Genomic DNA, 14,737 nt, shown 5'->3' on the forward strand with positions numbered 1-14,737 from the left:
CCTTATGTTCATTTCAGGGCTTTTCTTTGAAAACTGTGATTATGCCGTTTCCTGTAACGAAGACCCGGCAGGCTGAGAACCTTCCGGCCGTTTTTCCGCAATGAACAAAGCCAGGATCAAGGCTGCAACCGCCAGCCAAACCGTGACATAAAAGACATCGCTCATCCCCTGAACCATTGAGTGTATCCGGATTTGTCCCGCCAGATAGCCGATGGCGGATTGCCTGGCTTCGGCCATGGGTTGTCCCATCGTCATAAACAGCTGCTGAATTTGGCTGAAGACCATTTGGCCGGTCGGTGAAAAAACATTGAGCTGATCTGCATTGGCAGCGGCATGAAACGCGATGCGATGAGAATATAACAAAGTTGCCCAGGCGGTGCCAAATGACATCGCAACCTGGCGGATCGTGCTGCTCAATGCCGTCGCCTGATTCACCAGCTCATTTGGAACCGCGTTAAGCCCGGCTGTCGTAATGGGCATCATCACCAGTGAAATGCCCAATCCCCGCAGCACCAGCCATAAAATGATCGTGGAAAACGGGGTATTCACATCCAGCGATGTGGTCAGATACATCGAGAAGGCAGTTACGGCAAACCCGGCAACAGCCAGCCACCTGGCGCCGATCCGGTCATAGAGCCTTCCCGCGATCGGCATCATCAAACCCGTAACCAGCGCCTGCGGCAAAAGCAACAGGCCGGTCTGAACCGCAGACAAACCCATGATATTTTCCAAAAAGATAGGAAAGAGAAACAGAGGCACAAACAAGATGACGCTGGCAATGCTGAGAACAACCTGCGTCAGGGAAAATACACCGTGTTTGACAACCTGTATCCTCAGCATCGGCTCTTTCTTGTTCCATTCAATGAGGATGAAAAAGAGCAAACAGACGGCTCCGAAACCGATAAACGCCATAACTTCCGGATCGGACCAGCCTTTGTCCGCCGCGTTTCCGATTCCGTACAGCAGAGTGGAAAAACCGGCTGTTGAAGTGACAAAGCCCCAGAAATCAAATTTTTGCTCGGTATAATGCTCCATTTCCCGCATGGCGGCCGCAGCCAGAAACAGAACAACCACACCGATCGGGACATTGATGAAGAAGATCAGGCGCCAATTTAAATACTCCGTGATATAACCGCTTAATGTTGGTCCGATGGCGGGGGCAAACATGATGGCAATTCCGAATATCCCCATCGCCTGCCCTCTTTTTTCCCGCGGGAACATGCGAAAGATCAGGGCTTGCACGACGGGCATCAAGGCGCCCCCGCCGATGGCCTGAACTATGCGGAACAGAACCATGACCGGGTTGCTCCAGGCCAGCCCGCAGAGAAGAGAACCCAAAGTAAACAGAAACAGAGCAATCATAAAAATCCGTTTATAGCCAAAACGTTCAGTCAAATAACCGGTAATGGGGATGATTGTTCCCACCACCAGCGCATAAGCCGTCACAACCCATTGAATCTCATCGGTGTTCACCCCGAATACCTGCATCATCCTCGGCAACGATACATTGACAATGCTGCTGTCCAATACCGCCATGAAAACGGCGATCAACAGTGTGGCCAAGATCAGGCCGCGATTTTTCATATCCGCGTTATCCAACGAGCTTCCACCTTTCTCCCGGTTATTTATGTATTTTCACCGTTGCATTCAGTCCGGGAACCATTCCTTTTTCCACGGAATCAAAACGGATTTTCACCGGCACTTTTTGTGTCACTTTGGTGTAGTTGCCGCTGGTGTTCTCGGACGGAAACAGGGAAAAGACGGAAACGGTCGCCAGGCCGATTTGCTGGACCTTCCCGCTGAACGTTCGCCCGGGAAACGCATCCAAAGTGATATCGACATCCTGGCCTGTCTTCAGCCCCTTCAACTCCCCTTCTTCAATATTGGCTGTGACAAACAACTGATCAAGCGGAACCGTAATGACCAGCGGCGTACCGGCCGCGACGACTTGCCCCTCTCTTCCATCGCTTTGAATCACCGTTCCATCAGCCGGTGCGGTGACGGGAATGGTCTCTATTACGGAAACTTCTTCGGGCAGATCCGTAATCTCTGTATTTCCCGCAACGATTTCGGCAATCACGTCCCCTTCTTTGACGGTGTCTCCCGTTTTTATATTCCATTTGACAATCTTTCCACTTGCCGGTGCACTGATGGTGCTGAGATCCCCTTGTACTTGGGCATCCTCAGTTATGATGAAATTCATGATGTTCGTCGCATAATACCAAGCGCCAATCCCCAATCCCACAATGATCAGAGCGACAATGACATTGACCGTTACGACCTTTTTCACTGACAGCTTCCCTCCGCAAATATTTTTGTTTACTGTTCACAAAAAATAACAAATAGTAAAAATATTATGGCCGGATGTTTCAAACGCGAAAATTTCGACTCCTTATTTATTCACTATCATAGCATATTTGCCCAATGACGCAGGAATGTTATTCACCGGTGTCTTAAGATAAAATTAAATATAAACGGAGAGGAGGAAAATCGGTTGGGCAAAATCAAAATGAAAAGGGTATATGAAACCGCAGCACCGGAAGACGGCTTCCGCATTCTGGTGGATCGTCTGTGGCCGCGCGGCGTGAAAAAAGAGGCGGCGAAGATCGATCTTTGGCTCAAAACGATTGCACCCAGTCCGGAATTGCGGAAATGGTTCGGCCATCAGCCTGAACGTTTTGCTGAATTTCAACATCGTTATCTCGAAGAGCTCAAGTCAGATCCGGAAAAACAAAATGCCGTGAGAACAGTGATCAAAATGTTGGAAAAACAAGATGTCACCCTGGTCTATGCAGCCAAAAACGAGCAGCAAAACCATGCTATTGTGCTGAAAGAGTTTATTCATAATCATTAGGCATCATATCAGAAGAGAACGGAGGAGATTTTTGAGCCCCGGACTCTTGTCGTCTTGCCGGAGAAACGCCGGGTGCGGACGAAACTCCCTGATCCCTCCGGTAAAGCATCTGATACGTATTTTCCCCTCCGTACGGCGCTTATACTTCCCGGCGACGGCAAGAACCGCTCGCTTGCAAAAATCCCTCCATTGAACATACAGGATCGGTTAAATCAACATGCTCGATTTCCCTCAATAAACACATGAAAACCGTTTCAAAAAATGAAGGCATCACACAATCTTATTTCTGCCCACACAGTTTAAAAGAAATTTTTTCCAATAACTTTATAAATAAGTCCTGTTCATCCTCTGTCAAAACACTTAGCATCTGCTTGAACATTTGCTGGCGTTGCCACAAAATTTTCTCCACCAGCGCTTCCCCCTCTTCCGACAATTCCACCCAGACGATGCGCCGGTCGGCCTGATCCCTCTGCCGACGGATCAAGCCTTCTTTTTCCAGCCGGTTGAGGGCCAGCGTGGTTGCACCCGAAGTTAAATTTACTTCACGCGAGAGATCGGCAACCATGCATCTTTGGTTGAGATAGACTGTGCGAAGCAAAATAAATTTTACCGGCGTGATTTTAGGTTGGAATGAATCCTCCTGACCGGCAAACCGACTTCCGACATAACGGCCGATACGTTCGGTAATCTGATCAATTCTTTGGATTTGCGGATCAAACCTCTTTTCCTCATTCCCCATTCAATCACCCCCTTTTGATTATGAGAAAAATTACAGACCGTGTTTGCAAATTTGTTATATTTTTCTCATTCAGCCAATTGCAACTCATACAGATTGGGTTTAATATAACTTTATACCAAAATAACTTTACTGCAAAGTTTTTTTAAGAGGGGGATGCTCAAGGATTTAATCTTGGAGCATAACCTGTTTTTTATTCCCCAATATCTTTATAGCAAAGTTATTAGGTTACAAAATGATGAGGTGATCTATGTGTCGAAAGCGTTATTCATTAATCCTTTGGGCGAAGGACATGTAAATCCGTCCATCGGGCTCGTGCGCGAACTGGTTAACCGCGGTGAAGAAATCATCTACTATGCGAACAGCATGTATAAAGACAAAATTGAAACCACCGGAGCGGAATTTCGCCCTATCTCCGAAAAAGCGGAAACGCTCATGCGCGAATTTTTCAGCCAAGCAAACGACATGATGAAAAATACGGGAAATATGATGGGCCTTCTCGCCAAAAGAATGCCAAAGATGTTCGAAATGATGGAATGGGTCACGGATGACATTTTGAAAGAGATTGAGTCGGAAACTTACGATTACATTATCTATGATGCCAATAGTTTGCCCGGAAAATGGATCTCTGAAATGAAAAAACTTCCTTCTGTTTCGATCTGGACTATTTTTGTCTCTAACCGGGATTCCAATTTTTTTGAAAAAATCATGAAGCAGCGCGGCTCGGAATTTCTGAAAGCAATGGAAGAAATGAAAGAGGAGATGGAAGAGCGCAAATCTCGGCTGGAACAGAAATATTCCATCTCCATTCCCGACTTACGGCAGGCCATGTTGTGCGAAGCCGATCTCAACATCGTTTTCACATCTCGGTATTTCCAGCCGGATTCTGATCGCTTTGGCGACAATTATCTCTTTGTGGGTCCGTCGATTGCTGACCGTAAGGATCAGGGTGACTTTCCGCTCGATGAACTGAAAGACGGCCCGGTCGTGTACATGGCTCTGGGCACGATCGTGAACAATCGTCCGGATTTATATAAGATCTGTATTGAAGCGTTGCAGGATCTCGACGCCAGAATGGTGCTCAGCATCGGGAAACAGTTGTCCGCTTCGGATCTGGGCCCGATTCCCGACAACTTTATCGTTCGCAACTATGTTCCGCAACTCGATGTACTGCGCCACAGCGATGCTTTTATCACTCACTGCGGCATGAACAGCACAAACGAAGGTTTGTACTTCGGGGTTCCTCTGGTGATGCTGCCGCTGGTGAACGACCAACCCTTCGTGGCAAGCCGGGCCAAAGAATTGGGCGCCGGAGTGGTTCTCGATCATCAAACTTTGGATGCCGAAAAACTGCGGAATGCCGTTGAGGAAGTATTAAAAAATCCTGTCTACAAACGGAACAGCCAGAAAATCAGCAAATCCTTCCGCGAAGCAGGCGGCTACATGAAGGCGGTCGATGAACTGTTAAAATGGGTGAACTCCCACTTGATCAGCCATTAAAAGCGAGCATGTTTAAGCATAGAGAGCCAGGCCAAGGAAGCCCGTCAAACCCGTATACCCTTTTTCCAATCAACCCGTAAATCCCGGACAGATTGAAAGCAAGCGCACCAAATGTTAAAGTCAGCAAGATTTTCGTTGTGATATTAATCGCATTCTCTACCCGGACAAACCTTCAACACACAAAAAGCCCTCTTCTGCAGCGGGATCACGCTTCTGCGAAGAGGGCTTTTTGTCTCCCGACCGGTCTTCGTCCTTCCGATCGTTCAGACCCGGGCCACAGACTGACGTTCGATAATCTCGTGAGGTAAAATCCGTCCCGGCACTTCCGTTTTTGTTTCAATCATTTGCAGCAGCATTTCTGCCGCCTGCTTTCCCATCTCAAACAACGGTTGTGCCACCGTGGTCAAAGGAGGAGTGGTCATTTCCGCAAGCCGCAGATTATCATAGCCGATGACGGAAAGTTGATCCGGCACCTTGATCCCGTGCCGGAAGGCTGCAGACATGGCCCCCACAGCCATCTCATCGCTGGCTGCAAAAACGGCGGTAAACTCAACCTTTGACTGCAGAAATTTTTCCATGGCCATGACCCCGCTGTGAAAACCAAAACTGCCAAACGCAAGGAGATTCTCTTGAAACGGTATTCCATAAGCAGCCAGCGCTTCCTTGTAACCCTCAATCCTCGGTTTCCCGGCAATCGGATCCGTTTGATCCCCGCTGATCATGGCGATTTTTCGATGGCCTCGCTGAATTAAATATCGGGTTGCGTCATAAGCTGCCTGCTTGTCATCCACCTTTACATGGGGAAAGGGATACTTCTCCGAACGGGTGGAAAGCAGAACTACCGGAATCTTCATCGCCGTGAGAACCCGGAAGTATTCCTCCGTCAACACCTCACTCGTAAAAATGATGCCATCCACCTGTTTCTCCCTCAGAACCTGAAGATACTTGACGGTCCGTTTCCCGTTCTTGTCGGTGTTGCAAACCACGACACTGTGATCCCGTTCATGGGCCGTGTATTCAATGCCATGAAGGAGCTGGGAAGAAAACATGCTGGACAACTTGGGAAAAAGAACGCCAATGGTTTGTGTCCGCTTGTTGATCAGCCCGCGGGCGATGGCATTGGGTTGATAACCCATTTCTTTAATGGCTTGTAAAACCTTTTGTTTGGTCTCTTCGGAGTAACCCGACTGGTGGTTGAGCACTCTTGAGACAGTAGCAACAGAAACATTCGCTTTTCTGGCTACATCCTTAATTGTTGGTTTCATCGGCATAACCTTCCAATCTAAATAATGGGAGAAAACGGTTGCATTCAACTAAATATAAGATCTTTTCAAAATAAGCGTCAATCTTTCGAAAGCGTTCCCGCTGTTTGGCTGCCGGTCTTCCTTTCCGGTCACGCTTCCGTTCTTTCCCCGATTGCGCCGAAATTCTTTCCTGCTGTGCTTGCGGACTGCAAACAGATCCCCCAATCAACCATCTTTGCCGATTGGGGGATTTGCAAGCAGAATGCCCCTTGTTACCGTAGGAGGGACAAATCCACTTCAGGCACCAATCCTTCCTTTGCGGCCCGGCTCAACAAGGTGGAAATCGCCCCATATCCTTCTTCTCCAAGGTTGGCCGTAAACTCGTTTACGTAGAGGTTGATATGCGCCTTGGCCACTTCGGGGTCCAACTCTTGCGCATGTTGCATCACGTATTCCTGTGATGCCTCCGGATGCGCCCAGGCATATTCAACAGAAGCTCTCGTCCAATCGGCAATCGCCTTCACATCCAATGAGCGGCGGGCGATGATCGCTCCGAGCGGAATGGGTAATCCGGTGTCTTTCTCCCACCATTCGCCCAGATCAACCAACATCGACAAACCGTAGGAAGGATAGGTAAACCGGGCTTCGTGGATCACCAATCCCGCGTCAACCGCCCCGTCCCGAACCGCCGGCATGATCTCATGAAACGGCATGACAATAATTTCTCCGACACCTCCGGGCACATGTTGGGCAGCCCACAAGCGGAACAGCAAGTATGCTGTCGAGCGTTCACTCGGCACTGCCACCCGCCGGCCGGAAAGCGATTCGGGATTACGAGCATCATTTTTGCCGCCGGTCAAAAGGAGCGGGCCACATCCTTTCCCCAATGCTCCGCCACACGGCAACAGCGCATACTTGGACAACACCCATGGCAAAGCTGCGCACGAAATCTTCAACACTTCCAATCCGTCCGGTCCTGCCGCCAAATTGTTCGTAATATCAATATCCGCATAAGTAACATCCAGTTCCGGTGCACCCGGGATCAATCCGTGCACCCACGCGTGAAATACGAATGTATCATTCGGACATGGAGAAAAAGCAATCCTCATAAGATAACCTCCTGCAATACGGAAATCGTTGCTGCCAGTTTCTCTAACGCTTCATCAATGCGCCACGCTGACCGGTCACGTGGCCCGACAACATTTGAAATGGCCCGAATCTCCAAGACGGGAATACCCCGGTTTCGGGCGGCGGTCGCCACGCCAAAGCCTTCCATGCCCTCAGCGGCGGCACCCGGTACCCGCGCAGCCAATCGGGCCGCAGTCGAAGCCGTCCCAGTCACAGTGGAGACCGTGAGAACCGGACCCGCAGTAACCGGCAAACCAGCCGCACGCACGGCCTCCGTCACCCGAAGCACCAATCCTTTTTCCACCCGGAATCTCGCAGTACCGAAACCCAGCTCGTCCAGGCCGCAAAAACCTTCTTCCGTCTCTGCCCCCAAATCGGCGCAGATGATTTCCTCCGCGACAACGAGCGTACCTACTTCGGCCCGGCCGGCAAAGCCTCCGCCGATTCCTGCGCTTACCACCAAATCATACTCCGTGCGGGCCAATGCCGCCGCCGTGCTTGCCGCAGCAGCCACCGGGCCAACTCCCGCCACCAGGACATCAACATGGCTTGCACCTTTCAGACCGCGCATCACCGCCTCTCTCTCTGCTGAAACGGCTGTCACCACGAGGACGCGTTTGGCCCGACTCTGATTGTTTTTATCAGAAACAGAAGTCCCTTCCTCGTTTCGCTTCATACTGTGATCCCCTTTCTTTTCCGGCCCCGGAAGATGAGAATTAAGCAAGATCGGGAGGGGAGTGATGCCTCCTGCCCCCCGTCAGGAACGTCGGGAAATTATGGGCACCACGACCCGACCAGCCATATACATAAGAAAAAACACTTGCAACCATGCGAGTCCGGGACTCATTGCCCGGAGCATCGTTTTGCAAGTGCCGACCTTCTATAGTATATCACTCGGCACCGCTGCTTTCCACCATGCCGTTATGCGCAAACAGAAGCTTTGCCCGGCATATTCCTGAAATTCCTGATAAACAAGCGGCAAACCAACCTGTGATCCTCTTTTGGCTGATTTCCAATCGCCATCGCCGCCCGCCGGGTTCTAATCGAAATCGAGATATAGCATGTTGACATGGCCGGTCTGAAATCGATATAATTTCACTGAACGGTCAGTGAATTAAATTGATCAAACGAGGAGGGCATCGCGATGGATCAACGGGATATCCGAAGACTTGTAACAAGTGAGATCACAGGGCTTCATACGAACGAGGAAAAATACAATCCCTATTCCTGGTACAAAGAGATGAGAGCGAAATCACCTGTTTATTTTGATCAAAAACAGGGAGTATGGAATGTCTTCTTATATGAAGATGTAAACCGGGTCATTTCCGACAAGGATGTTTTCTCCAGCAAAAGATTCCAGCAGTCACGTCCTTTTCACAGCATTATTAACACGGATCCCCCGGAACATACCCGGTTGCGCTCTTTGGTAAGCCATGCCTTCACTCCGAAAATGATTGCCGGTTGGGAACCGAGAATCCGAGCGATCGCGACGGAACTTTTGGACAAGGTGAGCGGGCAAACACATATGGATCTCGTCGAGGATTTCTCTTATCCATTACCCGTGATGGTGATCGCTGAATTATTGGGTATTCCCACGAGTGACAGAAAGCAATTTAAAGAATGGTCAGATATTGTTGTATCCGGTCCGTCTTCAACAGCGGACATTCAGGAAACCATAGATCGAAGAGACAAAGCGATTAAGGAATTGATGGAATACTTTTCGCAAATTATCGAGGAAAAAAGGAAAAATTTAAAAGAAGATATGATTTCAACCCTGATCAAAGCGGAAGAAAATGAAGGGAAACTCTCAAGTGAAGAACTGTTTGGCTTTTGCATCACTTTATTGATCGCCGGAAATGAAACGACAACCAATCTGATCAGCAACGCGGTTTATTGTTTTTTGGAAAACCAAACAATTTGGGAAGAGTTGAAAAGAGATCCCGGCCTGATTCCCCATGCCGTTGAAGAAACCTTGCGCTATCGTTCACCGGTGCAGGCTATTCCGCGACGAGCCAAAACAGATGCAGAAATCGGCGGATTCCATATTAAGCCGGGTCAAATAGTATTAGCCTGGATCGGTTCGGCAAACCGGGATGAACAGAAATTCACCGATCCCGATGAATTTCAGCTCAGACGCAATCCCAATCCCCATTTGTCGTTCGGAAAAGGAATCCATTTTTGTCTCGGTGCTCCCCTCGCGAGATTGGAAGCGAAAATCGCTTTGGAGGAGTTCCTCAAACGCTATTCGTCGATTGCCCTGAAAGAGGGATATCAGCTTGATCCAGTCAATAGCAATCTCCTCTATGGTTTAAAAAGTTTGCACATTGCCGTGTCCTGAAGCCGCCGGGTTGCAGCTGTGCAAAAAAGTGTCCAGGATTACTGGACACTTTTTTTTGTGAAGAATCGCCGGTCGGTCGCGGGACCCGCTTCGACGCATTCTGATGGTTGGTCGGGGTATCCCGTTCCCCTTCCAAAGTTGCTTAGACTTTCACCCCGGGTTGTGCTGGCAAGTCATGGTCGTTTTTATGGCATAGGAGGATGCGGTTGACAAGCAGTCCAAAACCGAATACATTTTCCCTAGTGTGAGGTGAAGACCATGTCCAAGTCTGTACAAAAGGAAGGAATGACTAGCCGGGACCTTCAAGCCGCCAAACGCCGGAAACAACTTCTTCAAACAGCAAAAAAACTGTTTGCCGAGAAAGGCTACCATAATACTTCGACCAAAGAGATTAACCGGGCCATCGGAATGGCCGACGGACTGATCTATCACTACTTCCCGAAGGGTAAACTGGAAATTTTGCATACAATCGTACAAGATTCCACCGAAGGGAAGATCCAACAACTCGAAAAAGCCCTGAAAAATATGGACGCCGATATGCCCATCCGGGATATGCTGTTAAAAATCGCGCACATCATTGTAGATAATGCCGACAATGAGTTGATTGTCATCCTGATCAGGGAACAGCCTTTGTTGACGGATGAACAAACCGAATGGCTGACCCGGACGTTTGACACCGTTATCGGACAACTTAGCGTCCTGCTCGAGAAAAGGATGCTGAAGGGAGAACTTCGCCGGTTGAATTGCAAACTGATGGCCCGCCAGTTTGTCAGCAGCATACAAAGTTACCTGATCGAGCAGACGATCCTCGGTGGTGGTAAACACCGGGATCAGACAGAGTCGGACAAGCACCTGATGGAACTCATCGATTTTTTGTTGGAATGCTGGCGTTAACGATTATCTCCCAGTTGAATCCCGGCCCTTTGCAAGCCTTGGTACCCGATGGTCGCCGGTCCGATCCTGCTGCCGTCTCCAAATCGAGGCGATCAGCGAACGGCCGGATTTATTTTTCCATGACTGCCCGTTCCGCTCACCGTATCGTTTTCGCATCAACATTACCCGTTTCATTTCCCGCAAGGGAGCAGCGGAGCACGGCCACACGATCCCCCAATCTGAACACAGCCTGCATTTCCCCCGATTTCAATCACCGGCCCGCAAAATTCTTGCCCCAAAATCAACGTGTACTTTTGCAATCCACTGATCATGAAACACCGCACATCCGACCCACCAATTACACAGCACTTCACTTCTTCCGAGTTTTTCCACACTCCTCTAAAAAACATCCCATTTTTCATTCACCTTAATCCCTCCCTGAATCAATCTTCCCTGTTATGGAAAACAGCCGGACCGATCCCTGATCCCCTCCTGCTGTTCTTTCTTCCCGATGCATAGACACGCTCAATAATGCAAAACTATAATCATCATCCCGGCAAAATCGACCATTAAGAACTTCTGAAAGGATGGAAACCATGTCCACCAAGCATTCTGTGGTTGAAAACGCGCCATTAACGTCATTTCATAAACGGCTGACCTTGTACACGAGCGGAGGCCCTTTTTTGGATGGATACATTTTGAGCATTATCGGTGTGGCATTAACCCAGATCGAACCGGAGTTTCATTTAAACGCCTTTTGGACCGGAATGATCGGTGCCTCTACGCTGGTCGGTTTTTTTTTGGGCGGCCTGGTGTTTGGATATGTAACCGATCTGATCGGGCGTCATGTCATGTATACCATCGATCTGGTGGTGATCATGATTTTTTCCGTCTGGCAGGCATTTGCCGATGGGCCGCTGGAACTGTCCATCCTCCGGTTTTTGCTGGGAATTGCCGTCGGGGCGGATTACCCGATCGCCACCTCCCTGCTGGCCGAGTTCGCTCCCCGCAAGCACAGGGGTGGAATGTTGGGCGTTTTGCAAGCCAGTTGGTACCTGGGCGCTCTCGTCGCCTATCTTGTCGGCTATTTATTGTTACTACTGGGTTCCGGAGCCTGGCGCTGGATGTTGGCAAGCAGTGCGCTTCCGGCCTTCATTCTCATCTTCATGCGCAAGGGAACACCGGAATCGCCCCGCTGGCTCTTGAAGAAAAACCGCATCCGGGAAGCCCGCGAAGTCCTTCAAGAAGTTTACGGAACGGATGCAGACATCCATAAATGGGAAGCGCAGGGCAAAAAAACGCGATTCAACAAGCTGTTTCAGGGCGGCTATTTGATAAGAACCACGTATATCGGCTTATTTTGGATGATTACGATTATCCCCTCATTCGCAATCTATACGTTCGGCCCTGAAATCATGGAATCAATCAATCTCAACAAACCGGAATTGTCCTTTATCGGAACGGCGGTAATCAGTTTCTTCTTTTTTATCGGCAACATCCCCGCCTTGCTCTTGCTCTACAAGATCGGAAGGCGTCCCCTGATTATCGTCTCTTTTTTGGTCATGGCCCTGGGATTGCTCCTCGTCGGCCTTTTTCCCAAGGGTCCGATCTGGATCACGATCATCGGGTTTGTCATCTATGCATTTTTCACCGGCGGCCCCAGCGTGTTAACCTGGATCTACCCCAACGAACTTTTTCCGACAGAAGTGCGTGCCACGGCGGTAGGGGTGGCCACGGCGATCAGCCGGGTCGGATCGTTCATCGGAACCTTTCTCCTCCCTTATGCACTTCGCTCGATCGGCATCGGCCCGACCGTACTGATCGGCGCCGGTTTAACTTTTATCGGTGTTCTCATTTCCATTGCATGGGCCCCCGAGACAAAAGGAAAAACCCTTGCCGAAGCCAGTACCGTGGAGTAGAAGCAGAAGCGCGATGAAAAGAGAGAAGAGGGGTGAAGTAACCCCTCCCTTTTTTATTGACTAACGATACAGAAGTTGAAAGAAGAACAATTATCATTACTTGCCAAACAGATATCGGACCTGTTTTCTCAAATTTATTATCATTGTCATTCTAAACTATATGCGATTCCGCTTACTCACCAGGCAGTTGGTGCACTTCAATACGTTGCGCTCAACCAAGCAAGTACTGTACAATCAGTCGCTGAATATTTAGGATGTGCATCGAATACAGCTTCAGAAATATTACGCCGATTATCCGAAAAAGGGCTTCTTATTCGTCAGCGTAATAAAGAAGACGAAAGGGTAGTCGAGTTGAGAGTAACAGAAAAGGGATGCCAAGCATACAAGAGCATACGGGTTTAGCACTTGATCAACTTAAAGATGTTTTGAAATCCATGCCGGAAGAAAAACAAGAGTTGATCAAAAACGGATTGGAACTTATCCTATTTTAAGTAAGAGAGAGAAACAACAATGACAATCGTTAAAATCCTTGTTTCCGCTATTCTTATTGCCATCGTCACTCAGCCAGCCACCTATAATCCAAAATTAAGCGGGTGGATTGCTGCTTTTCTTATAATTAGTATGCTCTCACAAATTTGGTTAACAGTTCAAGAGGACAGATCAAATATTATAAACTTTCTTACTATTGTATTATGGAATTGATTCCATGTACTATTTTGTTAGCTACAGTCCTGCTCAGCCTGAAAAAGAATTTTCTGTTCCCCGCAGCCATCTTGCTTGGCATCTGTACCTGGACTTTATATACATTCATTTATCAACGGGTTGTTCAATAAAAAATAAGATGGACCCAGCGGGAGCAAATCTTCCGCTAAAACCACCCATTCCCCATGAATCCCGTGATCTAGATGGAGAGGAAAAAACATGAAAATAGATGGACATACCCACACCCACTATTGCCCACACAGTTCTGGAAAAGAAACAGCAAAATATATTGAAAGAGCAATCGAATTAGGATTTGATATTTATGTACTGACTGAACATCCCCCCTTGCCTGCTTCGTTTTGTCGCAAGCTTCCTTATCCTGAAGAGGTGGTTACTGCATTAGCCATGAAAGAAACAGAATTGGATTCATACATAAAAGAAATGCATCAACTGAAACAAAAATACAAAGATCAAATACAAATTCGTGTAGGACTAGAGCTGGATTATTTACCTGACCAACCTGATTGGACAAAATACTTACTGAAAGAGTATGCGAATTATCTTGATGAGACTATTCTATCACTTCATTTTCTTAAAGGAACGAATGGTTGGAGATGTGTAGATTTAACCCCGGAGGACTTTGAAGAAGGTTTAATCAAATACTACGGAGATTTTCATACAGTACAAAAAGTATATTATCAAACTTTAAAAGAAGCTGTTTGTCTGTTCCACCCCACGAGTAGGCCATCTCACTTTATGTCAAAAATTTCAGCATTACTTCATTAATGGACGTCATGTTATGGAAGAGGCTAAGGAGGAAATACTTGATATTCTATCTATCACTAAGCGGAAAGGCTTATCGTTAGATTTTAATACAGCAGGGTTATATAAAAAATATTGCTTAGAAACATATCCCTCAGAATGGATTGTAAAAGAAGCTCTTAATCTCGGGATTCCACTTATTTTTGGATCTGATGCTCACGCAATGGATCAAGTAGGAAGATCATATGATCTATATGAAAAAGCAATGGATTAGCTTTACACACACAGCTCCCATTGGAAAAGAACGTACTGTTAAAAAATAAAATAGCTCCCCGAAATACCCGGGCAACTACTTCAAATCAAGGGAAAATGATTAAATATTCTTGGTTGGGCATCCTTTTTCGCCGGAACAGTCTGAGATCCTTTAATTGATATTTAATTGAGGAGCCTGTGTATGCATGAATTAGCACTCTTACCCTAAAATGGGTGCTTTTTTAATTCATCTTGTGAAGGGGAAAAGGTAACAAAACCCAAATTCACTTCCATTCGGCGACTGCTTTGCTAGTATTTCGCTACAAATGACTTTACATCTTTAAATTGAATTGATCTTCCGTTAAGGAAGAGAATGTGATGAGCGAAAAGAGAACAAAAAAGAAAAAACTTAATGAACCCCAAAAGTCC

At 47.8% G+C, this 14,737-nt stretch carries 14 protein-coding genes; 8 read left to right on the forward strand and 6 right to left on the reverse strand.

Annotated elements, in window-relative coordinates; all coding sequences use genetic code 11:
• Positions 1-39: 39 nt before the first annotated feature.
• Together JG50_RS0101615 and JG50_RS0101620 are read right to left on the reverse strand one after the other, a co-directional pair.
• Positions 40-1,599 carry a DHA2 family efflux MFS transporter permease subunit gene (locus JG50_RS0101615; RefSeq protein ID WP_052153879.1) on the reverse strand — a complete coding sequence of 520 codons (1,560 nt, stop codon included), beginning with the start codon at positions 1,597-1,599 and terminating at the stop codon, positions 40-42.
• A gap of 22 nt (positions 1,600-1,621) precedes the next feature.
• Positions 1,622-2,290 carry an HlyD family secretion protein gene (locus JG50_RS0101620; RefSeq protein ID WP_033099327.1) on the reverse strand — a complete coding sequence of 223 codons (669 nt, stop codon included), beginning with the start codon at positions 2,288-2,290 and terminating at the stop codon, positions 1,622-1,624.
• A gap of 204 nt (positions 2,291-2,494) precedes the next feature.
• On the opposite strand from JG50_RS0101620, the gene JG50_RS0101625 reads away from it, so the two are divergent.
• Positions 2,495-2,854: a DUF488 domain-containing protein gene (locus JG50_RS0101625; RefSeq protein ID WP_232336305.1), complete on the forward strand. Its 360-nt coding sequence runs from the start codon at positions 2,495-2,497 to the stop codon at positions 2,852-2,854.
• A 280-nt stretch (positions 2,855-3,134) separates the two neighbouring features.
• Here the strand turns inward: JG50_RS0101625 and JG50_RS0101630 are convergent, their stop codons facing one another.
• On the reverse strand, positions 3,135-3,593 hold the full coding sequence (locus tag JG50_RS0101630) for a MarR family winged helix-turn-helix transcriptional regulator (protein WP_052153880.1): 459 nt from the start codon (positions 3,591-3,593) through the stop codon (positions 3,135-3,137).
• 249 nt (positions 3,594-3,842) lie between these two features.
• Here JG50_RS0101630 and JG50_RS0101635 point away from each other — a divergent pair, with 249 nt between their 5' ends.
• On the forward strand, positions 3,843-5,090 hold the full coding sequence (locus JG50_RS0101635; RefSeq protein ID WP_033099386.1) for a macrolide family glycosyltransferase: 1,248 nt from the start codon (positions 3,843-3,845) through the stop codon (positions 5,088-5,090).
• 263 nt (positions 5,091-5,353) lie between these two features.
• On the opposite strand, the gene JG50_RS0101640 is transcribed toward JG50_RS0101635, so the two are convergent.
• From JG50_RS0101640 to JG50_RS0101650, 3 genes are all read right to left on the reverse strand, one after another.
• Entirely contained in the window at positions 5,354-6,355 is a 1,002-nt protein-coding gene (locus tag JG50_RS0101640; RefSeq protein WP_033099328.1) for a LacI family DNA-binding transcriptional regulator, read from the reverse strand.
• A 251-nt stretch (positions 6,356-6,606) separates the two neighbouring features.
• Positions 6,607-7,443, reverse strand: a complete 837-nt coding sequence (locus tag JG50_RS0101645; protein ID WP_033099329.1) for a 1,4-dihydroxy-6-naphthoate synthase — start codon at positions 7,441-7,443, stop codon at positions 6,607-6,609.
• Positions 7,440-8,138: a futalosine hydrolase gene (locus tag JG50_RS0101650; protein WP_052153881.1), complete on the reverse strand. Its 699-nt coding sequence runs from the start codon at positions 8,136-8,138 to the stop codon at positions 7,440-7,442. The genes JG50_RS0101645 and JG50_RS0101650 overlap by 4 nt, the downstream gene beginning before the upstream one ends.
• Positions 8,139-8,606: 468 nt before the next feature.
• On the opposite strand from JG50_RS0101650, the gene JG50_RS0101655 reads away from it, so the two are divergent.
• The 6 genes from JG50_RS0101655 (at position 8,607) to JG50_RS18550 (ending at position 14,330) form a co-directional block, all read left to right on the forward strand.
• The gene (locus JG50_RS0101655) at positions 8,607-9,800 is read left to right on the forward strand and encodes a cytochrome P450 (protein ID WP_033099330.1); all 1,194 of its coding nucleotides are present in this window, start codon (positions 8,607-8,609) and stop codon (positions 9,798-9,800) included.
• A 258-nt stretch (positions 9,801-10,058) separates the two neighbouring features.
• Positions 10,059-10,694 (forward strand): TetR/AcrR family transcriptional regulator, encoded by a 636-nt coding sequence (locus tag JG50_RS0101660; protein WP_033099331.1) that lies wholly within the window; start codon positions 10,059-10,061, stop codon positions 10,692-10,694.
• Between the two features lie 662 nt (positions 10,695-11,356).
• The gene (locus JG50_RS0101670) at positions 11,357-12,592 is read left to right on the forward strand and encodes an MFS transporter (RefSeq protein ID WP_235281574.1); all 1,236 of its coding nucleotides are present in this window, start codon (positions 11,357-11,359) and stop codon (positions 12,590-12,592) included.
• A 75-nt stretch (positions 12,593-12,667) separates the two neighbouring features.
• Positions 12,668-12,994 (forward strand): MarR family winged helix-turn-helix transcriptional regulator, encoded by a 327-nt coding sequence (locus JG50_RS19180; RefSeq protein WP_160173778.1) that lies wholly within the window; start codon positions 12,668-12,670, stop codon positions 12,992-12,994.
• Positions 12,995-13,513: 519 nt separating this feature from the next.
• Positions 13,514-14,080, forward strand: coding sequence for a histidinol-phosphatase HisJ (hisJ, locus tag JG50_RS18000; RefSeq protein ID WP_052153884.1), 567 nt, complete (start codon positions 13,514-13,516; stop codon positions 14,078-14,080).
• A 13-nt stretch (positions 14,081-14,093) separates the two neighbouring features.
• Positions 14,094-14,330, forward strand: a complete 237-nt coding sequence (locus JG50_RS18550) for a PHP-associated domain-containing protein (protein ID WP_052153885.1) — start codon at positions 14,094-14,096, stop codon at positions 14,328-14,330.
• The last annotated feature ends 407 nt before the right edge of the window (positions 14,331-14,737 follow it).

Origin of the sequence: Thermoactinomyces daqus (assembly GCF_000763315.1) — a bacterium.
GTDB lineage: Bacteria > Bacillota > Bacilli > Thermoactinomycetales > Thermoactinomycetaceae > Thermoactinomyces_A > Thermoactinomyces_A daqus.

What these genes read in the sequence shown, in the direction of transcription:
- JG50_RS0101630 (WP_052153880.1), bottom strand. Translation starts at nt 3,593, where the DNA reads ATGGGGAATGAGGAAAAGAGGTTTGATCCGCAAATCCAAAGAATTGAT.
- JG50_RS0101640 (WP_033099328.1), bottom strand. Translation starts at nt 6,355, where the DNA reads ATGAAACCAACAATTAAGGATGTAGCCAGAAAAGCGAATGTTTCTGTT.
- JG50_RS0101645 (WP_033099329.1), bottom strand. Translation starts at nt 7,443, where the DNA reads ATGAGGATTGCTTTTTCTCCATGTCCGAATGATACATTCGTATTTCAC.
- JG50_RS0101650 (WP_052153881.1), bottom strand. Translation starts at nt 8,138, where the DNA reads ATGAAGCGAAACGAGGAAGGGACTTCTGTTTCTGATAAAAACAATCAG.
- JG50_RS0101655 (WP_033099330.1), top strand. Translation starts at nt 8,607, where the DNA reads ATGGATCAACGGGATATCCGAAGACTTGTAACAAGTGAGATCACAGGG.
- JG50_RS0101660 (WP_033099331.1), top strand. Translation starts at nt 10,059, where the DNA reads ATGTCCAAGTCTGTACAAAAGGAAGGAATGACTAGCCGGGACCTTCAA.
- hisJ (WP_052153884.1), top strand. Translation starts at nt 13,514, where the DNA reads ATGAAAATAGATGGACATACCCACACCCACTATTGCCCACACAGTTCT.
- JG50_RS18550 (WP_052153885.1), top strand. Translation starts at nt 14,094, where the DNA reads ATGGAAGAGGCTAAGGAGGAAATACTTGATATTCTATCTATCACTAAG.